We start from the raw sequence: 21,638 nt of genomic DNA on the forward strand, positions 1-21,638 counted from the left end.
TCCGGCATCGATACCAGCGGACTTGAACCATTGAGCACCAGAACCAGCCACTTCCGACACCTGTAAAATCTGACAGTCCCGACAAGCGGTAACTCTTCCCACAGCCCGCTCCGGCAGCGTCCTGCAAGTCGTAACAACGGGCTACGACGCCTTGTGCCATTGCCTACAAATCACTCAGAATCCGCCGGCTTGTGCGCCTTGGCGTTGCCCCGTAACTTGATCCCCGTCGCTGCCAATCAGCGGCCGGGTTTAGTCGCCCGGCTTCAGTACGATGCGCATAAGCGTCATCCAGTCGGGTATTCCCTATCCCCGCACTCGATGGTGGCTGTTCGCAGGGCGCTCTCGGGCGCGCCGGTTCTCGTACTCGCCGGTCGACTAACCTGCTTACAGCCGCCACCCTTTTCTCGTTTAGTCGCGAGCCAATGGTGGCCATAACGACGAGTACGAAATACATGAAGAAGCCAGTTCCAAATCCCCCTTCGGACACCGATCCAAAGGACCCGACCGATCAACCCGATCCGGTCTCCCCCTACGCTTCAATCGATTCAAAGAAACTCCACGACGCGGCCCACAAGGCCCTCGACTTCTACCTCAATCCCAAGGCCGAAAAACCGCGCAACTCCGTGGATCGCGGCATGCAGATGTTCAAGGTCGATCCCGAGATCAATTCCGAGGCGATCGCCATCCAGACCTACGAAACCTTTTCTTCGGTGAGCATTCTGCTGCTGGACCTGGCCGACAGCCTGGACGACAAGCCGCGACACCTGGCGATGGCGATCTATCAGTTGAGCGAGATGGGGTTGTTGCTGGCGGAAAAGACGCTGGATAACGAGCGGGCGATTGCTATCGGCTAGCCGTTAAATAGAAGGTGTCAGTACTGACGCCTTCGCGGGCAAGCCCGCTCCCACAGGGATTAGTGGTGTCCTTGTGGGAGCGGGCTTGCCCGCGATGCTTTTGGCGGATTTGAATCAGGCCGAAGCCGGCAACGGCTGAAAACTGAAGTACTGCTTCAACGCCTCGACCAGCTGCCCGTATTCCGGCGGCGTGCGAAACAGGCTGAAACCGGCGTCGTAATGCCGGGGCGTGGCGTCTTCATGGCACCACAGGCAGCAGGCGCTGAGGTCGATCACCTGCTGGCAACCGTCGCCCACGGGAATCTTCAGACGCAATTTGAATTCGGCACCGATCATCATCGGCAACTGGCTGATGAGCATCAGCCCGTCTTCGGAGACGTTGCCCAGAAAGCCGATGGGTTTGTCGGTGACGCTGTTGAACACTCGCAGAAAATACGGCAACTGGTGCCGTTCGATTCGACGGTCGGTAAACATGAGCGTATCGCCATGCATGGCCCGGCAAACGGGCCGCACTGTGCTTCGGAACGAACCTGCCCGACAGGCCCGCTCTCCCCGCTTCCGGTGTGGCGCTCGCCACGTACTGCTCATGCCGGTCGCAGGTGTTGCGCCGGTACAGAATGCATCTGCACCGGTGTCATTCGACTATAGCTCACCTTGTACAGCCGGCCAGCTTTTGTATGACAACCGCCATCAGAAGCGGGCGGGTGGCACCACGGCGGCGCTGCGGGTCGGGTAGTGGCCCAGGCTCTGCAGGGTTTCCAGACGCGCACGGGCGCGGTAGGCGTATTCGCTGTTGGGGTACGAGGCGATGATGAACTGATAGGTCTGCGCCGCGTCGACAAACATTTTTTGCCGTTCCAGGCACTGGCCGCGCATCATCGACACTTCCGGCCACACATAAGGGCGGGCGCGGCTGGCGCGTTCGACCTTGGACAGTTCGAGCATCACCTGCTCGCAATTGCCCCGGTCATAGGCGCTGTAGGCGTTGTTCAGATGATGGTTCATCGACCAACGGGTGCAGCCCGAAGCGGCGAGGACGCTGAGGGCAAGGGCGGCAATGGGCAACAATCGCATGGGGGTTCTCCTGTCTTGTGCTCTGTATCGACCCATTGTGAGAAATCTTCAGAGCCGTTTGCGCCGATTGTCGCGTTCAAAAAAGAAAATCGTAAGTAGTGCAAACGAACAATGACTACACCCTTCGAGCATAGTAGCCTTCGCTGGCGCTTGAACCTGAGGAGTCTTTGCATGTCCGTCCGTCGTACCAAAATCGTCGCTACCCTTGGCCCGGCCAGTAACTCGCCGGAAGTTCTCGAACAGCTGATTCTGGCTGGCCTGGACGTCGCCCGTCTGAACTTCTCCCACGGCACCCCCGACGAGCACAAGGCTCGCGCGAAGCTGGTGCGTGACCTGGCTGCCAAGCACGGCCGCTTCGTCGCCCTGCTGGGTGACCTGCAAGGCCCGAAAATCCGTATCGCCAAATTCGCCAACAAGCGCATCGAGCTGAAGATCGGTGACAAGTTCACCTTCTCCACCAGCCATCCGCTGACCGAAGGCAACCAGCAAGTGGTCGGCATCGACTACCCGGACCTGGTCAAGGACTGCGGCGTGGGCGACGAGCTGCTGCTCGACGACGGCCGCGTGGTAATGCGCGTTGAAACCGCCACCGCCACCGAGCTGAACTGCGTGGTGACCATCGGCGGTCCGCTGTCCGACCACAAAGGCATCAACCGTCGCGGTGGCGGCCTGACCGCTCCGGCCCTGACCGAGAAAGACAAGGCCGACATCAAGCTCGCCGCTGAAATGGAAGTCGACTACCTCGCCGTGTCCTTCCCGCGTGACGCCGCCGACATGAACTACGCCCGTCAACTGCGCGACGAAGCCGGCGGCACTGCCTGGCTGGTGGCGAAGATCGAACGCGCCGAAGCCGTGGCCGACGACGAAACCCTCGACGGTCTGATCAAGGCTTCCGACGCCGTCATGGTTGCCCGTGGCGACCTGGGCGTGGAAATCGGCGACGCCGAACTGGTGGGCATCCAGAAGAAAATCATTCTGCACGCACGCCGCCACAACAAGGCGGTGATCGTGGCGACCCAGATGATGGAGTCGATGATCCAGAACCCGATGCCGACCCGCGCCGAAGTGTCCGACGTGGCCAACGCCGTGCTCGACTACACCGACGCCGTGATGCTCTCGGCCGAATCCGCTGCCGGCGCGTATCCGCTGGAAGCCGTGCAGGCGATGGCGCGCATCTGCGTCGGCGCTGAAAAGCATCCGACCAGCAAGACCTCCAGTCACCGCATCGGCAAGGAATTCGAGCGCTGCGACGAGAGCATTGCGCTGGCGACCATGTACACCGCCAACCACTTCCCGGGCGTCAAGGCGATCATCGCGCTGACCGAAAGCGGCTACACCCCGCTGATCATGTCGCGTATCCGTTCGTCGGTGCCGATCTACTGCTTCACCCCGCACCGCGAAGCCCAGGCCCGCGCGGCGATGTTCCGTGGCGTGTACACCGTGCCGTTCGATCCGGCTTCGCTGGCCCCGAACGAAGTCAGCCAGAAAGCCATCGACGAGCTGGTCAAGCGCGGCGTGGTGGAGAAAGGCGACTGGGTCATCCTGACCAAGGGCGACAGCTACCACACCACCGGCGGCACCAACGGCATGAAGATCCTGCACGTGGGCGACCCGCAGGTCTGAGTGACCGGTTGCTGAAAACGAAAAGCCCCGCCATGTGAATGGCGGGGCTTTTTCATTAATGGCGTTTGATGAACCCGGTCAACGCCGCCAAGGCCTCCGGCGACCTCAGCCGCTGGGTAAACAGCGCGCCCTCCTCCTCGATCACCTTGCGGATCAACTCGCGATCCGGCGCCCGCATCAACTGCTTGCTGATCCGCACCGCCTCGGCCGGCAACTCGTCAAACCGCAGCGCCATCTCCCGCGCCCTGGCCAACGCGGCTTCGCCACTGCCCAGCGCCTCGGTGGCGATCCCCCATTGCGCCGCTTGTTCGCCGGTGAAACCTTCACCCAGCAGCAACAATTCCGACGCTTTGGCCTGCCCAAGCAAGCGCGGCAGGATCAGGCTGGAGCCGAATTCCGGGCACAACCCGAGATTGACGAACGGCATGCGCAACCGCGCATCCCGCGCCACGTACACCAGATCGCAATGCAGCAACAGCGTCGTGCCGATCCCCACCGCCGCCCCGGCCACGGCGGCGATCACCGGTTTGCGGCATTCGAGCAGTTCGAGCATGAAGTGAAACACCGGGCTGTCGAGGTCGCTCGGCGGTTGCTGGATGAAATCGGCGATGTCGTTGCCGGCAGTGAAGCACTCGGCGCTGCCAGTGATCAGCACGGCGTTGATCTCGGGGTCGTGATTGGCTTGCTTGAGCGCTTCGGCCAACTGGCTGTACATGGCGCGGGTCAGGGCGTTTTTCTTGTCGGGGCGGTTGAGGCGCAGGGTCAGCAAACCGCGTTCGCGGGGCAGCAGGATGGCTTCGGGCATGGCAGGTCTCGCGTCTGAAAGGTCAGCGCTCAACCACGGCTCAGGAAGACATCGGCCAGCAGTTGATTGCGCGGCAGTCCGGCCAGAAACAGACGCTTGGCAAACGCGTCGACGCTGGCAGTCGAGCCGCAGACTAAAGCCAGGGTTTGTCGGGAGACAAGACGCAGTTGCGCCAAAGCGCCCGGCAACTCGGCCGCCGTCCATAATTCGACGCTGAGGTTTTCCCGCTGTGCGGCCAGTGCTTCAAGGGGTTTGGCCAGGTAATGTCCGTCGGCATCATGGGCCAGGTGAATGACGCGGATGGCGCCCCGATGATCCTGGCGCAAGGCTTCGCGCAACACACCGAACAGCGGGCCGAGGCCGGTGCCAGCGGCGAGCAGCCACAGCGGCCGGTCGTGCCAGTCCGGGTCGTAATGCAGCGCGCCGCCGCGCAGTTCACCGAGGCGGATCGGATCGCCGATCTGCAAGCGGCGCGCGGCATCGCTGAATTCGCCGGGCTGGCGGCAATCCAGGTGGAACTCAAGAAAGCGGTCTTCCTCCGGCAGGCTCGCCAGCGAATACGGCCGCGCAATGTGGCCGGCCCACAACACCAGATGCTGGCCGGCGCTGTAGCGCAGCGGTCGCTGGGGTGTCAGGCGCAGCCGCAACACGCTGTCGCCGAGCCAGTCCAGCGCTTCGACCGAGGCCGGGCGACCATCGGTAACGGGATCGAAGGTATGCACCTGCAAGTCTTCGATCACCTGACACTGACAGGCCAGCCGCCAGCCCTGATCACGCTGCTCGGCGCTCAGGGCATCCGGGCGGCTGTCGGCGGGCAAGCCTTGCACACATTGCACCAGGCAGGCATGGCAACTGCCGGCGCGGCAGCTGTAAGGCACCGCCACACCGTTCTGATTGAGAGTGTCGAGCAGGTTGCTGCCCGCCGCCACCGACCATTGTCGTTCACCGACCCGCAGTTCAGGCATCGACGTTCTCCCACGCGGCGGCGCAACGGTTGCGCCCGTCACGCTTGGCCCGGTACAGCGCCTGATCGGCGCGCTGCAAGGCGTCGTCCAGATCATCGCCCAGTTCCAGCAGGGTCATGCCGGCGGACAGGCTCAGGTTTTTCACATTCAGGCCCACCAGTTCGACGTCGGTAAAGGCGATGCGCAGCCGTTCGCAACAAGCGGTCAGGCGTTCCGCGTTGCAGTCGGGCAGCAGCACCACGAATTCCTCACCACCATAACGCGCCAGCACGTCGCCGTCGCGCAGACAGGCTCCGGCCACGCCGGCGAACGCCTGCAAGACCTGATCGCCGGCAGCATGGCCGTGCAGGTCGTTGATACGTTTGAAGTGGTCGAGATCGATCAGGGCCAGACCATGCACCACGTCCGCCTCCATCGCGTTCAATTCGCGGGTGGCCAGGCGCAGGAAATGCCGGCGGTTGAACAGCCCGGTCAGTTCGTCGGTGGCCACCAGATCTTCGAGCTGGCGCATCATCCCGCGCAAGGTGTCCTGATGCGCCTGCAAGGCAAACCGCCGCTGGCGCATGCGTTGCCGCGAGGTCTGGACGAAGCGTGCGTAGATCACCAGCCATGCCAGCACGATCAGCAGGATGCAGGCCTGCAACGCGGACAGTGCCGGATCATGCAACCGGAAGTGGTAACCGTCCCACAACGTGATGGCGCAGAAGCTGAAAAACACCAGCATCGCGCAGCGCACGAAGGCCCGCCGCGACAGATGGAACAGGCCGAACAGCAGGATCAGCACATAGAAGACCAGGAACTCGCCCCGGGCTTCTTGCAGATGCGCGATCAGCCACGTCTGCCAGCCGAGGCCGAGCAGCACTTGCGCTTCGGTCAGGCTCGGATCGGAGAAGCGCAGGTTGGCGCCCGAGAAAAACACCGCGAACAGGGTCGCCTGGCTGATGACCACCAGGGCGCTGCCGACGGCGACGCCTGCCAGCGAATCTTCGTAGTGTCCGGTGAAATACGCCAGCCACAGCAGCAGCAAGGCCAATCCATAGGTGGCTGCAGCGAGGGCGAAGCGTTTGAGCAAAAGACGTTGAATGGCGTTATGGGTCAATCGTTGACTCACCGTGCGATAAGAGGCTGACCGAGTGTCCTACTCTACAGACCGGCTGCCACTTTAGTGGCCCAGTCGATAAATGACCATTGATTTTCGGGCCGGATAATTGGCGTCAAAAAAGCCCTTGAGCCCGCCCCTCCCGGCTTCCCGGAGCGCCCGCCAAAAGCACCGGCCGCGCGTGATTTTTTGTCGGCCTTCACGGCCCCGGAACCGCGAGCCGGACACGCATCCGGAAAACCACGACAACCGGCTCCCGCCATGCGACCAACGAATGACTACCGGCGCGTGTCACCACCGGGGAGGCGCGGTATACTGCCGCGCCTTTTTAGCGTCGCGCCAGCAGCCCCGGCGTGCCTTGAAAGGTGTCTGCGACCGACCGATGCACCCAAGCCGCAGGCACCTTATTGAATGTTCCCGTCTTTTAGAGGAGCGCGACTCATGACCGTGATCAAGCAAGACGACCTGATTCAGAGCGTTGCCGACGCCCTGCAGTTCATTTCCTACTACCACCCCGTGGACTTCATCCAGGCGATGCACGAAGCCTACCTGCGCGAAGAATCGCCAGCGGCCCGTGACTCGATGGCGCAGATCCTGATCAATTCGCGCATGTGCGCCACCGGCCACCGGCCGATCTGCCAGGACACCGGCATCGTGACCGTGTTCGTGCGTGTGGGCATGGACGTGCGTTGGGATGGAGCGACCATGAGCCTGGACGACATGATCAACGAAGGCGTGCGCCGCGCCTACAACCTGCCGGAAAACGTCCTGCGTGCCTCGATCCTCGCCGACCCGGCGGGCGCTCGTAAAAACACCAAGGACAACACCCCGGCGGTCATCCATTACTCCATCGTCCCGGGCAACACCGTGGAAGTGGACGTGGCGGCCAAGGGCGGCGGTTCCGAGAACAAGTCGAAAATGGCCATGCTCAACCCGTCCGACTCGATCGTCGACTGGGTGCTGAAGACCGTTCCGACGATGGGCGCCGGCTGGTGCCCGCCGGGCATGCTGGGCATCGGCATCGGCGGCACCGCCGAGAAAGCCGCCGTCATGGCGAAAGAAGTGTTGATGGAGTCCATCGACATTCACGAGCTCAAAGCCCGTGGCCCGCAGAACCGCATCGAAGAAATGCGTCTGGAGCTGTTCGAGAAGGTCAACCAGCTGGGCATCGGCGCCCAGGGCCTCGGTGGCCTGACCACCGTGCTCGACGTGAAGATCATGGATTACCCGACCCACGCCGCCTCCTTGCCGGTGTGCATGATCCCGAACTGCGCCGCCACCCGTCATGCGCACTTCGTGCTCGACGGCTCCGGCCCGGCCTCGCTGGAAGCACCACCGCTGGACGCCTACCCGGAAATCGTCTGGGAAGCCGGCCCGTCGGCCCGTCGCGTCAACCTCGACACCCTGACCCCGGAAGACGTGCAGAGCTGGAAGCCGGGCGAAACCGTCCTGCTCAACGGCAAGATGCTCACCGGTCGCGACGCCGCGCACAAGCGCATGGTCGAGATGCTGAACAAGGGCGAAACCCTGCCGGTAGACCTGAAAGGTCGCTTCATCTACTACGTCGGCCCGGTTGATCCGGTCGGTGACGAAGTGGTTGGCCCGGCTGGCCCGACCACCGCGACGCGGATGGACAAGTTCACCCGTCAGATCCTCGAGCAGACCGGCCTGTTGGGCATGATCGGCAAGTCCGAGCGCGGCCCGACCGCCATCGACGCGATCAAGGACAACAAGGCCGTGTACCTGATGGCTGTCGGCGGTGCCGCTTACCTGGTGGCGCAAGCGATCAAGAAGTCCAAGGTGCTGGCGTTTGCCGAGCTGGGCATGGAAGCGATCTACGAGTTCGAGGTCAAGGACATGCCGGTCACCGTCGCGGTGGACAGCAAAGGTGAATCGGTGCACATCACCGGTCCTGCGATCTGGCAGCAGAAGATCAGCGAAAGCCTGGCGGTGGAAGTGCAGTAAGCGTTTCAGCTGCTTGTAAAAAACCGGGCGGTCAGCGATGACCGTCCGGTTTTTTTTCGTCTGCCGTCAGTCGGCACCTGTCAGATCTGACAGGTGCCTGGCGCATGCCGCTCTGCTAGCGTGACACCTCGACATCTTCAGGTTGCGTCGCCATGACCCCGGATGCAGATGCGCTCGTCACCCCTCCCTCCATTGCCAAGACTGCGTCCATTGCAACGAATGGACGCAGTTGGGGGGAGATCGGTGCGACCGGGCAGCGCTCTTATACCCTGCCTCTTCCGATCCTGAATGCGCGCACGCTAAATCCCGAGTTGCAGCTGGTCTACGACAGCAACGCGGGCAACGGCAAGTGCGGACTTGGCTGGGATCTGCCGCTGCCCGCCATCTCGCGCAAGACCAGCAAGGGTGTACCGAAGTACGAAGCCACCGATGTCATGCAGGCCGACGGCACCGACCTGCGTCCCGAGCTGACGACGCGCGGCAAGATCAAGGCCAAAAAGCGTACACGCGGTAAAGGCAGGAACGCCAAAACCTATTCCGTGGTGCTCTACATTCCGCGCCTGGAAACGACCTTCACCCGCTACGAGCTTTGGACCCCCACCGGTGGCGGCCATGGGTTCTGGGTGGTCTTTGGCGCCGATGGCTCTCAGTATTGCTACGGCAACACCCTGGATGCCTGCATCCATGACCCGGCGGACCCAACCCTTATCGCAGTGTGGTTGCTGGTGGAAGTCAGGAACCCCGTGGGCGAAAACATCTTTTACCAGTACAAGACCGACGACAAAACCGCTGACGCCCGTTTTGACTACAGCGCCCAACGCTACCTGCGCCAGATCTGTTATTACAACAAAAACGCCAGTACCGATTTGTATTGCCTTGATCACGCGCAACCCGAATTACTCGACTGGCTGTTCCGACTGATCGTTGACTACGGCGAACGCGTCGCCGGATATGACGATGTTCCACCGTATGCCGCCAACGAGGATGCCTGGACGGTGCGTTCCGACCCGTTTCGTATGCATCGTTATGGTTTTGAAGTCGGCACCCGGCGCCTGTGCCGGCAGTTTCTGTTGTTCAACCACACCGGCCCCACGCCGGTGCTGGTCAATCGACTGCTGCTGGAACACGAACCCACACTGCACCGGTACAACCACCTGAAAGCCGCGCACTACATGAGTTATGACGCTACAGGACGCGTCAAGCACATGCCGCCCCTCGAATATTTTTATGAAGCGCTGATACTCGACACCACCCCCAAACCCTTCCTGCCACTCGATCACATGCCCGGCCTCAACGACGGCCAGCCCTACCATTGCGTCGATCTTTACGGCGAAGGCGTGCCCGGCTTTCTCTGCCAGTACGACGGCGCCTGGTATTACCGCGAGCCCTTGCGCGGCACGCACGGTACGGACGAAATCGTCTACGGCCCCTGGACACCGCTGCCGCTGATCCCGAATGCCGACAGCAGCAAGCCCGTGGTCGTGATCCTGATCGACCTCACTGGTGACGGGCATCTGAACTGGGTTGTCGCACAATCCGGCGGCAGCGGGTATTACACACTCAACCCGGATGGCACCTGGTCGTTGTTCAAACCATTCAGCCAGTTCCCTGTGGAGTTCTTCCATCAACTGGCGCAACTGGGGGACCTGAGTGGCGATGGTCTGGATTCCATGGCCCTGATAGGCCCGAACAGCGTGCGGGTGTATGCCAATGTGCGGGAGAAAGGATTCGCCCCCGGCCAGGATGTGCCCCATGCCCCGGACAGATTGCCGCTGTTCAGTAACGCCCGTAGCGAATTGGTGTCATTCAGCGGTATGGGCGCCAGTGGCATGGAGCTGTGCCGGATCCGCCACGATGAAATCCGCTGCTGGGCCAGCCTCGGACATGGTCGGTTTGCAGAGGGTTTCAAACTGAGCGACCTGCCGTTCGACCATGGCGAATTCGATGCGGACCGGGTGCGCATCGCCGATCTGGACGGCTCCGGCGCCCCGGCCTTCATTTACCTGTCTTCGGATTACTTCGAAATCTGGTTCAACCAGGGTGGCAATGGCCTGGTCTTGACACCCGAGCGTGTGCCATGGCCCACCGGCATTCGCTACGACAACCTCTGCCAGGTGACCTTCGCCGACCTGCAAGGCATCGGTTGCGCCAGCCTGCTGTTCACCAAGCCGCACATGACACCGCAGCACTGGGTGTATCACTTCGTCAGCAAACGGCCGTACCTGCTCACCGGCTGCAATAACAACATGGGCTACAGCGCCACACTGCAACATCGCAGCAGTGCGCAATTCTGGCTGGATGAGAAACACCGGGAGTTGATGGCTGACAGGCATCCGGTCAGCGAGTTGCCGTTTCCTCAGATGGTGCTCCATTGGCTGGAGCAACTCGATGAAATAACCGGCAACCGCTTGAAGCAGTCATTCGACTATCAGGACGGTTACTACGACGGTTTCGAACGTGAGTTCCGTGGCTTCGGTCGGGTCTGTCAAATCGACAGTGAACTGGAACCTGGCAAGGCCGAAGAAGGCCATACGGCGCCGATTAAGGTGACGCACTGGTTTCATACCGGCCAATGCACTGACCCCGTCCTGAAAGGTATCTGCACACTCGACAAAGAAATCACGCCGCTGGGTTCCACCGTCACTTCAACGTTCGATTCCAAACGCTGCAAGGAGAGTATTCGCAAGCGGCGCAAGGCCGACGACAATCGCGAAATCGCCTACGCCCTGGCCGGTCGTCCGCTGCGCATCGAGGTCTGTCAGGCGGATGATCCCGCCCCGGAACGCTTGTTCTCCCTGAGCGAATTTCGCTATCGGGTGCGGGTGACCAAGGGCAACCCGTCCAGTTTGCTGGTGTTCGAACAGGAAACCCGCAGCCACCAATATGAACGCTTCATGGACGATCCGAACTGTCAGCACAGGGTCAACCTGGCGTGGGACGAGTACGGCCAATTGATTCACGGTTTCACGGTAGCGTGTGCTCGCCGTCGCACCGGGACGGACAAGCCGCCCTTCGACCGAGAAGACCAGCTTCGGGCCTGGGTGGACAGTCACGATGAGCAACAACAGTACTTTTATCTGACGGAATCACTCGCCGCCTTCATTCACCTGATCACTGACGGCCACTGGCTGCTCGGCTTGCCCTGGCGCCAGCGCAGCAACGCAATGAGACTGCCCAAGGGCGCATTGCCGGGCGGGCTGCGAGCGGCGGATATCAGTTTCGAAAATTTCGAGCAGCATAAAGACAGCGCTGAATGGAAAGCCGCGCGGGAACTGACCTCACTCTCGCAACACACGTATCTGGAATCCGCCGGCAAAATGCTCTACCCGCCGCTGGCCGGGCCGACCGAGCAGGCCGTGTTCGACAAAAAGGCCCTTGAGGCCTACGACGACGTCCCGATAGTCATCCGGGACGAGCTGACAAAGATCGGCTACACACCCATGAAGCTGTTCTTCCCGGAGGACCCTGCACAGGATCTGCTGCAAAACCTGTGGTCAGCGCAAAGCGGCTTTTTCACCTACGCCAGTGCCAGCGGTTTTTACCGCGTCACCGAGGTGCAACAGACCGCAAGCCACGGTGTGACGCACATCACCTGGGATGCAGACCACCTGCTGACCATTGCCATCACCCTGCCGGACGGCTGTGTGACGTCAGTGACCTACGACATGCACACCCTGCAGCCGTTCAGTGTCACCGACCCCAACGAGAACATTCAGGAGGTTCTCTACGACGCAGGCGGTCAGCCCCTGGTGCACAGCTTTCATGGCAGCGAAGATGGATTGCCGGCGGGATTCGCGCCTTTGTCCGCTTACCCGCCGCAGTCTGATACGAGTGTCGAGTTCGCCCTGGCCAATCCGAAAACCGTGCTGGCATCCGCCGCCAGCGTGGTACGCACCGAGCTGTTCAGCTGGATGCCGTCACTCCCGCGCAAAACGCTGTCGCGCAAAAAAAAGGAATGGATTTCCAAGGGCCTGATCCTGCCCGATGGCCGCATACGCGCATCGGCGCTGCGCTGGCTGAACCAACGCAAAAAACGCACGGCCAGCGAGCAGGCTCTGCTCAAGATCATCCGCACCGGTCTCAGACAACCAGTGCACAGCCTGAACCTGGTTGCCGACCGCTATCACACCGACTCGCTGCAACAGATTCAGATGACGATCAGCTACGTCGATGGCTTCGGTCGCGAGTTGCAAAGCAAACAGCTCGTCCCGCCGGGCGATGCGTTTGTAGCCACCCTCGAGGACAATCTCGCAACCGGCACCGACGGCAAGCCGATCGAATTGCCGGCCATTCAACGCTGGCGAGTCCAGGGTCGTGTGGAATACAACCACAAGGGTGAAACCATTCGGATCTACCGCTCTTATTTCCTCAACACCCATCGCTGCATCAATGACAGCGCCTTGCGCAAGCACGGCTACCACGACCGGATGTTCTACGACGCCCTGGGCCGGCCGATCAAGACGATCAATGCCCTTGGCCATCTGGCATACGTCCTCCTGAATCCGTGGTTCACTCTCAACTACGACTACAACGATACGCAAGAACCGCCACTGGCCAGGCCTGCAAAAAGACCGGCGCCTGCAAAACCCGCAAAACAGGTCAAGTCATGAACGCCAGCGTGCACCATCTCACGCCCGTGATGTCGGTAATCGGCCCTCGCGGCGAAGCCGTCAGACAAATCGAATACCTGCGCACGGTGGCCGGGGAAGCCGTGCGAGCGCTCATCAGCCGACTGCAACATGACGCTGCCGGCCATCTGATCGCACAGCGGGATCCGCGTCTGGCAACGCCCAATACAACGACCTTGCACAGACTGGACGGCACGGCGCTCAAGACCCGCAATGTCGACGGTGGCGAAAATACTGCCCTGCCAGGATTGGCCGGTGAGCTTTTGCAAGGCTGGGATACGAACGGCAATCACCGGGAGATGAGCTATGACCCGCAACTGCGTCTGCGCAGCGTCACAGAAAACGGGGTAACCGGCTTCGAAACGTTCAGCTATGAAACGGCTTCGGCCGATCCGACGCACAACCTGCGCGGACAAATGACGGCGCTGAGCGATCCATCGGGTACGGTGCAATTCAACAGCTTCAACATGCGTGACCAGTCAACGCAAGAAATCCGCACCTTCGAGGATGGCAAGATCTGCGCCGGCCGTCAGCGTTTCAGCGCCATCGGTGCACTGCTGCAAGCCACGGACGCCGGCGGGCATATCCAACATTCAACCTTCGACATCGCCGGGCAGCTTGCTCAGGTGCAACTGCAACTCAGCGGGCAAAGTGTGCAGCCGATTTTGAACGGCGCAGATTACAACGCCGCCGGCCAGATCATCGAACAGCGCCTCGGCAATGGCGTGACCAGCCACTGGCATTACCGCGAGGCCGACGGACGTCTGCTTCGACAGTACGCGCAAAAGGCTTCGGAGCCGGCGATTCAGGATTTCGAGTATGAATATGACGCCGCAGGAAACGTCACCCGCATCATCGATCACACCTACACGCCGACGTTTTTCCGCAACCAGCGGGTCGACGGTGAACGCACATTTGGCTATGACTCGGTGTACCGCCTGACCCGCGCCACCGGTTACAGCGACGCCCCGCCCACGGATAACCCCGGGCGGCCGCAACCCACCGATCCCAAAGACCGACGCAACTATGTCGAGTCTTTCGAATACGACGACGGCAACAACCTGAAAAAACTGACCCACGTACGCGACGGCAACACCTACACCCGCGAGATGTTCATCGACCCTGCCAGCAATCGAGGTGTGCGCTGGAAAGCGGGGGACCCGGCACCTGACTTCAGCGCCCTGTTCGACCGCGCCGGTAATTTGCTGGCCCTGCAACCCGGCCAGCCGATGAACTGGACCAGCCGCAATCACCTGGAGTCGCTGATCTTCGTGGATCATGCCAGCGGTCCGCCCGACCAGGAGCGGTATCACTACAGTCAGGGCGCAAGGGTCTACAAACGCAATGAAACCCACGCCAGCACAGTCAGCCATATCGCTGAAGTGCATTACGTGGGGAGTCTGGAAGTCCGCACCAAAAGCAGCGGAGAAGAGTTACACCGGATCACCGTCGCCACCGGTGTCGGCGAGGTGATGTGTCTGCACTGGGTCGCGGGAAAACCACCCGGTATCGATGCTGATCAGGTGTGTTATTCCCATTCCGACCACTTGGGATCGAGCGTGACGCAGATTGATCAACGGGCGCAGGTGATCAGCCGCGAAAGCTACTACGCCTTTGGCAACACCGCGACGATGGCTGCCCGCTCGCAGATCGAAGCGGACTACAAATTCATCCGCTATTCGGGCAAGGAAATGGATGTCACCGGGCTCTATTACTACGGAGCGCGGTATTACGCGCCGTGGTTGTGTCGCTGGGTGAGCGCCGACCCGGTGGAGGATGCGGACGGATTGAATCGGTATGTGTTTGTCGGGAACAACCCGATGACATACGTCGACACTAACGGGCAGACCAGGACGCCTGCCGAGCTGAAAAGGCAGGCTGACTACTCGGTGAACTTCCTGAGTGCAGCCAACAGGCAAATGGATATTCTCGAACGACAGATTGACAACCTTTCGAGTCGGAGTCGGTTCCGTACCGTCATAACTGCAAAATTTGTCGTACAAGTCGCGAAGGTCCTTGCCAGTTGGTTCTCCACAAACGATCTTTTCAGTGCGGTGGAAACATTAGCCGGAGGAGATCCTTATTCATCTATGATAGGTGAACTCAAGGGTCTGACCATCGGCAACTTCACCGCTGAACGTTCCGCTGAACTGGTCGATATGGCCTTTTCAAACTTTCAGGACGTTTCCAACCCTCTGATACCCCGCAAAACCGATATATCGGCTGAATCAATCTCGCAACAGGCGAGGGGCGTGGAAAGTGGTCCCCTCGATGCTTTCATGCACGTCAGATCTTTTGAGCCAAAGGACGCCATCGAAGCCTCGGTCAATGCCATCTCCGCCACCGGGGGATCACAACTCTACGGAGTCGGAGAGTTGATAGAACTCGCGAAAGTGGCAGAACAGGGAATCAGGGCCGAGGAAGGCATGTTTTCACAAGAGATCGAAGCCCACCTGAACGCACTCGACGCACTGCGTGAGAAAATTGTCAGAGTATCCAATGCCGGCCAAATAGCCTTCAGCGAGCTTAAGGTCATCGAGTTCTACAACTCGGATGTTGATCATCTACTCGATCTGGGGCAAGGGAGAGTCGGCACTCAACAAGCCAGAACAGTCAGACTCGACAATCTGCACGCACTCACTGAGAAAGCCTTGTACGTTGTCGATGACAGAAAGCAAATGCTCAAAACCTATGGCAGGCAGACCGCATACAAACAGAGGAACAAGTAACAACCGACAGGTGATCAAACCGGGCATGTAAAGGTGAAACTATGGTCAAGTGGCAATAATGGACGCCCAAACACATCGAAATACCCCTTTGGTGATCGCTTCGATACCGGCATTAGCATGGTGTTGCCTGGTCAGTCGGTAGAAGAACTTCATCGCAGGGATGCACAGGGCAATTACTGGCTCACGACCTACGACAATCAGTTGATGGTATACGCAATCTCTGATCCGGAAGGTACGTAGCAAGAAGTCAGCTTGTGCATGCTATCGTGCTCGCCCCGACCTGCCCTGATACTTCATATGCTCGCGACTTCCCGTACCCTGCGTCTGTCGCTGTACACCCTGCTGATCATCGCCGGTGCCGCCCTTGCTGCAACGCTTGCGATCCGCCATGCCGAGCGCCAGGCGCTGGAAGAAGACGCCGCGCGGGCCAACCAGCAGCTGGCGCTGTACGCCAATTCGCTGCACACCCTGATCGACCGCTATCGCGCCCTGCCTGCCGTGCTGGCACTGGACCCGCAATTGCGTGCGGCGCTGGCAGGTCCCGTGGATGCCGAACAGCAGGCTGCGCTGAATCTGAAGCTGGAAAAGATCAACGGAGCGGCGCAGTCCTCGACGCTGGAACTGCTCGACCATACCGGCCTCGCGGTGGCGGCCAGCAACTGGCGTCTGCCCAGCAGTTACGTCGGCCACAACTACGGCTTTCGCCCGTACTTCAGTCAGACCCGCACCCAAGGCACCGGGCGTTTCTACGCGGTCGGGGTGACCAGCGGGATTCCCGGGTATTTTCTGTCCAGCGCCGTGCTCGGTGACAACGGCGAGTTCCTCGGGGCGATGGTGGTCAAGCTGGAGTTCCCGGAGCTTGAGCGCGAATGGAGCCATGGCAACGACACCCTGCTGGTCAGCGATGCCCGGGGCATCGTCTTCATCGCCAACCAGCCCGAGTGGCGCTATCGCCTGCTGCATCCGCTGACCCCGGCCGACTATCGGGAGATCAAGGCCACCCGCCAATACGACAAGCAGTCGCTGGTGCCGCTGACTCATCTGTCCCTGCGCCGCTTCGACGACAACAGCGATCTGCGCCGTGTCGAGGCTCCGCAGGGCACGGCGGATTACCTGTGGGAATCCCTGCCGCTGACCGCCGAAGGCTGGACCCTGCACTTGCTGCGACGCCCGCAACTGTCCTTCGAAGACCAGCGCAATGCCGGGCTCGCCGCGGCCGGGGTGTGGCTGGCGCTGGTGTTTCTGTTGTTGTTCCTCAACCAGCGCTGGCGTCTGGCGAAGATGCGCCAGCGCAGCCGCGAAGAGCTTGAGCAACTGGTCGAGGAACGCACCCGGGATCTGCGCACTGCACAGGACGGTCTGGTGCAGTCGGCAAAACTGGCGGCGCTGGGGCAGATGTCCGCCGCGCTGGCCCACGAAATCAATCAGCCGCTGACCGCCCAGCGCATGCAGCTTGCAACTCTGAGGCTGCTGCTCGATCACGGCCGGGTCGATGACGCCTACAAGGCACTCAAACCGGTGGATGAAATGCTCACGCGCATGGCGGCCCTCACCGGCCACCTGAAAACCTTCGCCCGCAAGAGCCCCAGCGGTTTGCGCGAGCGGCTGGATCTGGCCACAGTGGTCGATCAGGCCCTGCAATTGCTGGATGCGAGAATGCGCGACGAACAGGTCAGCCTGGTGCTGCACCTGACCCGTCCGGCCTGGGTGCGCGGCGATGCGATCCGTCTCGAACAAGTACTGATCAATTTGCTGCGCAATGCCCTCGACGCCATGCAAGGCAAACCGTGCAAGCGTCTGGAAATCCGCCTGGAGGCCGACGAACAACTGTGGCGCCTGAGCGTCATCGACAATGGCGGCGGCATCGCCGAAGAACATCTGGGTCAGGTATTCGATCCGTTCTTCACCACCAAACCGGTGGGTGACGGACTCGGTCTCGGACTGGCAGTATCCTTCGCCATCGTCCACGAATCCGGCGGGCGCCTGAGCGCCGAGAACGGCGACAACGGCGCGGTGTTCAGCTTGACCCTGCCAATCGATCTGGAGGCGCACCTCTGATGCTCAATCGCGTGATGGTGGTCGATGACGAAAGCAGTATTCGCAGTGCCGTCGAACAATGGTTGAGCCTCTCCGGTTTCGAGGTTCAACTGTTCAGCCGCGCCGAGGAATGCCTAGCGGCGCTGCCGAAGCATTTTGCCGGGGTGATTCTCAGCGACGTGCGCATGCCCGGCCTCAGCGGTCTTGAACTGCTGGCCGAGGTGCAGCGCCGGGATGCCGACCTGCCGGTGATTCTGCTCACCGGCCACGGCGATGTGCCGATGGCGGTCGAAGCCATGCGCGACGGCGCCTATGACTTTCTGGAAAAACCCTTCAGCCCCGAGACCCTGCTCGGCAGTCTGCGCCGGGCGCTGGACAAGCGTCGTCTGGTGCTGGAAAACCGCGCCCTGCACGAACAGGCCGACAATCGCGCGAAACTCGATGCCACGCTGCTCGGTGTATCCCGTGGCTTGCAGACCCTGCGCCGGCAGGTGCTGGATCTGGCGACGCTGCCGGTCAACGTGCTGATCCGTGGCGAAACCGGCAGCGGCAAGGAGCTGGTCGCCCGCTGCCTGCACGACTTCGGCCCGCGCGCCGACAAGCCCTTCGTGGCACTGAACTGCGCGGCGATCCCCGAGCAATTGTTTGAAGCCGAGTTGTTCGGGCATGAAAGCGGCGCGTTCACCGGAGCCTCCGGCAAGCGCATCGGCAAGCTGGAATACGCCGACGGCGGCACGCTGTTCCTCGATGAAATCGAAAGCATGCCGCTGGCCCAGCAAGTGAAGCTGCTGCGGGTGTTGCAGGAACAGAAACTGGAGCGGCTGGGATCGAACCAGAGCATTCGGGTGGACTTGCGCATTGTTGCGGCGACCAAACCGGATCTGCTCGATGAAGCCCGGGCCGGGCGTTTTCGCGAAGACCTGGCGTATCGCCTGAACGTCGCCGAATTGCGCCTGCCGCCGTTGCGTGATCGTCGGGAAGACATTCCGTTGTTGTTCGAGTCCTTCGCCCAGAGCGCCGCCCAGCGCTTGGGCCGGACTTTCCCGCCGCTCAGTGGCGCGCAATTGAGCCACCTGCTGAGTCATGACTGGCCGGGCAACGTTCGCGAGTTGGCGAACGTCGCCGAACGGCAGGTCTTGGGACTGGATGAACCGGTGCAGGGCATCGATCCGGGCCAGTCGCTGGCGGCGCAGCAGGAGGCGTTTGAAGCGCAGTGTTTGCGGGCGGCGTTGACCCGGCACAAGGGAGATGTGAAAGCCGTACTTGAAGAGCTGCAACTGCCGCGTCGCACGTTTAATGAAAAGATGCAGCGACATGGACTGACCCGGGAAATGTTCGTACCTGAATGAGCGGAAATCCGCTCATTCATTCCGGTCCATCGGCAAAATCCCGCTCACCCCATCTCCCCCCCCCCTCTAAACCGGCCCTCTCCCCGTTGGCACAGCTCCTGCTATAGCCCCCGCAGGCTGCGTTTCAACGCGCTCCACAAAAACAATTAAACGAAGGATCCTTCAATGGATAACTCCAACGCCCTGCCTCTTGGGTCGGCTGCCGTGCCGGTCAAAGAAAAAACCACCGCCAGTCGCATCAAGTCGATCTTCAGCGGTTCTGTCGGCAACATGGTCGAGTGGTACGACTGGTACGTCTATGCCGCCTTCTCGCTGTACTTCGCCAAGACTTTCTTCCCCGCCGGTTCCACCACCGCCCAGTTGATGAACACCGCCGCGATCTTCGCCGTGGGCTTTCTGATGCGTCCGATCGGTGGCTGGCTGATGGGCCTGTACGCCGACAAGGTCGGACGTAAAAAGGCACTGATGGCCTCGGTGTACCTGATGTGCTTCGGCTCCCTGCTGATTGCCCTGAGCCCCAACTACGAAACCATCGGCATCGGCGCACCGATCCTGCTGGTGTTCGCCCGTCTGCTGCAAGGCCTGTCGGTCGGTGGCGAATACGGCACCTCCGCCACTTACCTGTCGGAGATGGCGACCAAGGAGCGTCGCGGTTTCTTCTCCAGCTTCCAGTACGTGACCCTGATCTCCGGCCAGCTCATCGCGCTGGGCGTGTTGATCGTGCTGCAGCAGATGCTCACCACCGAGCAACTGTACGCCTGGGGCTGGCGTATTCCGTTCGCCATCGGCGCGCTGTGCGCAATCGTCGCGCTGTACCTGCGTCGCGGCATGGAAGAAACCGAGTCGTTCACCAAGAAAGAGAAGTCCAAGGAAAGCGCCATGCGCACCTTGCTGCGCCATCCGAAGGAATTGCTCACCGTGGTCGGCCTGACCATGGGCGGTACGCTGGCGTTCTACACCTACACCACCTACATGCAGAAATACCTGGTGAACACCGTCGGCATGAGCATCTCCGATTCCACCACCATTTCCGCCGCCACGCTGTTTCTGTTCATGTGTCTGCAACCGATCATCGGCGGCCTGTCCGACAAGATCGGTCGTCGCCCGATCCTGATCGCCTTCGGCGTGCTCGGTACGATCTTCACCGTGCCGATCCTGATGACCCTGCACACCATCCAGACCTGGTGGGGTGCGTTCTTCCTGATCATGGCGGCGCTGATCATCGTCAGCGGCTACACCTCGATCAACGCCGTGGTGAAGGCCGAGCTGTTCCCGACCGAAATCCGCGCCCTGGGCGTCGGCCTGCCGTATGCACTGACCGTGTCGATCTTCGGCGGCACCGCCGAATACATCGCGCTGTGGTTCAAGAGCATCGGCATGGAAACCGGTTACTACTGGTACGTGACCGCGTGCATCGCGGTGTCCCTGCTGGTGTACATCACCATGAAAGACACCCAGAAACATTCGCGCATCGTCACTGACTGATCGCAAAAAAACGCGCGAAGGTGCAAGACCTTCGCGCGTTTCTTTCCTGTCCGATCTCCCGATCAGGACAATTCGGCAACGCCCTGTTTGCCGCCATAACGCTTTTGCGCATAAGACGCGCCCACGATCATCACCAGCAGAATCCCCGCCAGCACCGCCGACGAACCGATGGTGCCGAAGTCCAGACCGCCCTTCTCATGGGACTTGGTCATCAGGTCGCCCAGGGTCGCGCCAAACGGCCGGGTCAGCACGAACGCCACCCAGAACAGCGCCACCGACGAAATCTTCGTGAAGTACTTGAGCAGTACCACCACCGCAATCGCCGAGCCGATCAACAGCGCGCCACCGGCAAAGCCCAGGCCCGAGTCGTCCGCCAGGTAATCGCCGAGCGCGGTGCCCAGGGTGTTGGAGAACAGAATCGCCATCCAGTAGAACATCTCGCCGCGAAAGCTCTGCACCTTGGTGACGTTGAGCGAATCACCGCTCAGGCGCCACGCCGCGAAGATCGCCAGCAGGATCGCGATCAGGATCATGGAACCGGTGGCGTAGCCCAGCTCCAGCGTGCGGTCCATGAAGTCGGACATGGTGGTGCCGGCGGTGCTGGTCGACAGGATCACGATCCAGTACAGCAGCGGCTTGTAGGTCTTGGACATCAGTTGCGTGACCAGCGTCAGGACGAACACGCTGATCAGGATCAGCGAGCTCATGGCGTAGCCGACGTTCAAGGTCATCGACAGCAAATCCCCCGCGGTTTCCCCCAGGGTCGTCGCGCAGATTTTCATGACCCAGAAGGCCAGGGTGATTTGAGGCAGTTTGTTCATTGCAGGTAAAGCTCCAGTGTGTGACGGCCGGTTCTTGGTTTTCTGGCCGCCGGCAGACTGGCGTTACGAGGGTGAAAAACCGGTCGGGAATGTATGAAAAATCTGTCACACACGCCAAAAGCGGCGATTAATCACCGGTTAATGCCCCTGCCGCATCCTGCACTTACCTGATCGATTGACTGCGCGTCGCTCGCTCCCACGACG

The 21,638-nt window shown here is 61.0% G+C and carries 14 protein-coding genes; 8 read left to right on the plus strand and 6 right to left on the minus strand.

The window, feature by feature from the left end:
• Nucleotides 1–452 precede the first annotated feature (452 nt).
• Nucleotides 453–854: a DUF6124 family protein gene (locus AC07NR_RS17590; RefSeq protein WP_495079055.1), complete on the plus strand. Its 402-nt coding sequence runs from the start codon at nucleotides 453–455 to the stop codon at nucleotides 852–854.
• A 114-nt stretch (nucleotides 855–968) separates the two neighbouring features.
• Here the strand turns inward: AC07NR_RS17590 and AC07NR_RS17595 are convergent, their stop codons facing one another.
• Both AC07NR_RS17595 and AC07NR_RS17600 read right to left on the minus strand, forming a co-directional pair.
• On the minus strand, nucleotides 969–1,328 hold the full coding sequence (locus AC07NR_RS17595) for a PilZ domain-containing protein (RefSeq protein ID WP_119427833.1): 360 nt from the start codon (nucleotides 1,326–1,328) through the stop codon (nucleotides 969–971).
• Between the two features lie 216 nt (nucleotides 1,329–1,544).
• Nucleotides 1,545–1,928, minus strand: coding sequence for a tetratricopeptide repeat protein (locus AC07NR_RS17600; RefSeq protein ID WP_085709591.1), 384 nt, complete (start codon nucleotides 1,926–1,928; stop codon nucleotides 1,545–1,547).
• 171 nt (nucleotides 1,929–2,099) lie between these two features.
• On the opposite strand from AC07NR_RS17600, the gene pyk reads away from it, so the two are divergent.
• A complete protein-coding gene (gene pyk, locus AC07NR_RS17605; protein ID WP_085697206.1) occupies nucleotides 2,100–3,551 on the plus strand; it encodes a pyruvate kinase in 1,452 nt (483 codons plus the stop codon).
• Nucleotides 3,552–3,606: 55 nt separating this feature from the next.
• Here the strand turns inward: pyk and AC07NR_RS17610 are convergent, their stop codons facing one another.
• Genes AC07NR_RS17610 through AC07NR_RS17620 form a run of 3 tightly spaced genes read right to left on the minus strand, consistent with a single transcriptional unit; the run spans nucleotide 3,607 to nucleotide 6,420 of the window.
• A complete protein-coding gene (locus AC07NR_RS17610; RefSeq protein WP_495079056.1) occupies nucleotides 3,607–4,356 on the minus strand; it encodes an enoyl-CoA hydratase-related protein in 750 nt (249 codons plus the stop codon).
• A gap of 29 nt (nucleotides 4,357–4,385) precedes the next feature.
• Nucleotides 4,386–5,321: an iron-sulfur-binding ferredoxin reductase gene (locus AC07NR_RS17615; protein WP_495079057.1), complete on the minus strand. Its 936-nt coding sequence runs from the start codon at nucleotides 5,319–5,321 to the stop codon at nucleotides 4,386–4,388.
• Nucleotides 5,314–6,420 carry a GGDEF domain-containing protein gene (locus AC07NR_RS17620; protein ID WP_134827912.1) on the minus strand — a complete coding sequence of 369 codons (1,107 nt, stop codon included), beginning with the start codon at nucleotides 6,418–6,420 and terminating at the stop codon, nucleotides 5,314–5,316. The genes AC07NR_RS17615 and AC07NR_RS17620 overlap by 8 nt, the downstream gene beginning before the upstream one ends.
• A gap of 441 nt (nucleotides 6,421–6,861) precedes the next feature.
• Between AC07NR_RS17620 and AC07NR_RS17625 the strand changes: the two genes are divergently transcribed.
• From AC07NR_RS17625 to AC07NR_RS17650, 6 genes are all read left to right on the plus strand, one after another.
• A complete protein-coding gene (locus AC07NR_RS17625) occupies nucleotides 6,862–8,385 on the plus strand; it encodes a fumarate hydratase (protein WP_007960181.1) in 1,524 nt (507 codons plus the stop codon).
• A gap of 152 nt (nucleotides 8,386–8,537) precedes the next feature.
• Nucleotides 8,538–12,995, plus strand: coding sequence for a SpvB/TcaC N-terminal domain-containing protein (locus AC07NR_RS17630; protein WP_495079058.1), 4,458 nt, complete (start codon nucleotides 8,538–8,540; stop codon nucleotides 12,993–12,995).
• Nucleotides 12,992–15,742, plus strand: coding sequence for an RHS repeat domain-containing protein (locus tag AC07NR_RS17635; RefSeq protein WP_495079059.1), 2,751 nt, complete (start codon nucleotides 12,992–12,994; stop codon nucleotides 15,740–15,742). The genes AC07NR_RS17630 and AC07NR_RS17635 overlap by 4 nt, the downstream gene beginning before the upstream one ends.
• A gap of 297 nt (nucleotides 15,743–16,039) precedes the next feature.
• Entirely contained in the window at nucleotides 16,040–17,800 is a 1,761-nt protein-coding gene (locus AC07NR_RS17640) for a sensor histidine kinase (RefSeq protein ID WP_248739220.1), read from the plus strand.
• Nucleotides 17,800–19,128 (plus strand): sigma-54-dependent transcriptional regulator, encoded by a 1,329-nt coding sequence (locus AC07NR_RS17645; protein ID WP_248739221.1) that lies wholly within the window; start codon nucleotides 17,800–17,802, stop codon nucleotides 19,126–19,128. The genes AC07NR_RS17640 and AC07NR_RS17645 overlap by 1 nt, the downstream gene beginning before the upstream one ends.
• A 165-nt stretch (nucleotides 19,129–19,293) precedes the next feature.
• Nucleotides 19,294–20,613, plus strand: coding sequence for an MFS transporter (locus AC07NR_RS17650; RefSeq protein WP_114885132.1), 1,320 nt, complete (start codon nucleotides 19,294–19,296; stop codon nucleotides 20,611–20,613).
• A gap of 62 nt (nucleotides 20,614–20,675) precedes the next feature.
• On the opposite strand, the gene AC07NR_RS17655 is transcribed toward AC07NR_RS17650, so the two are convergent.
• The gene (locus AC07NR_RS17655; RefSeq protein ID WP_119427823.1) at nucleotides 20,676–21,434 is read right to left on the minus strand and encodes a COG4705 family protein; all 759 of its coding nucleotides are present in this window, start codon (nucleotides 21,432–21,434) and stop codon (nucleotides 20,676–20,678) included.
• Nucleotides 21,435–21,638 lie beyond the last annotated feature (204 nt).

Source organism: Pseudomonas sp. GW821-FHT09C09 (assembly GCF_059418105.1).

Excerpts from the sequence above, each read along its gene's own strand:
- AC07NR_RS17590 (WP_495079055.1), top strand. The coding sequence starts at position 453 with ATGAAGAAGCCAGTTCCAAATCCCCCTTCGGACACCGATCCAAAGGAC.
- AC07NR_RS17595 (WP_119427833.1), bottom strand. The coding sequence starts at position 1,328 with ATGTTTACCGACCGTCGAATCGAACGGCACCAGTTGCCGTATTTTCTG.
- AC07NR_RS17600 (WP_085709591.1), bottom strand. The coding sequence starts at position 1,928 with ATGCGATTGTTGCCCATTGCCGCCCTTGCCCTCAGCGTCCTCGCCGCT.
- pyk (WP_085697206.1), top strand. The coding sequence starts at position 2,100 with ATGTCCGTCCGTCGTACCAAAATCGTCGCTACCCTTGGCCCGGCCAGT.
- AC07NR_RS17610 (WP_495079056.1), bottom strand. The coding sequence starts at position 4,356 with ATGCCCGAAGCCATCCTGCTGCCCCGCGAACGCGGTTTGCTGACCCTG.
- AC07NR_RS17615 (WP_495079057.1), bottom strand. The coding sequence starts at position 5,321 with ATGCCTGAACTGCGGGTCGGTGAACGACAATGGTCGGTGGCGGCGGGC.
- AC07NR_RS17625 (WP_007960181.1), top strand. The coding sequence starts at position 6,862 with ATGACCGTGATCAAGCAAGACGACCTGATTCAGAGCGTTGCCGACGCC.
- AC07NR_RS17630 (WP_495079058.1), top strand. The coding sequence starts at position 8,538 with ATGACCCCGGATGCAGATGCGCTCGTCACCCCTCCCTCCATTGCCAAG.
- AC07NR_RS17635 (WP_495079059.1), top strand. The coding sequence starts at position 12,992 with ATGAACGCCAGCGTGCACCATCTCACGCCCGTGATGTCGGTAATCGGC.
- AC07NR_RS17640 (WP_248739220.1), top strand. The coding sequence starts at position 16,040 with ATGCTCGCGACTTCCCGTACCCTGCGTCTGTCGCTGTACACCCTGCTG.
- AC07NR_RS17645 (WP_248739221.1), top strand. The coding sequence starts at position 17,800 with ATGCTCAATCGCGTGATGGTGGTCGATGACGAAAGCAGTATTCGCAGT.
- AC07NR_RS17650 (WP_114885132.1), top strand. The coding sequence starts at position 19,294 with ATGGATAACTCCAACGCCCTGCCTCTTGGGTCGGCTGCCGTGCCGGTC.
- AC07NR_RS17655 (WP_119427823.1), bottom strand. The coding sequence starts at position 21,434 with ATGAACAAACTGCCTCAAATCACCCTGGCCTTCTGGGTCATGAAAATC.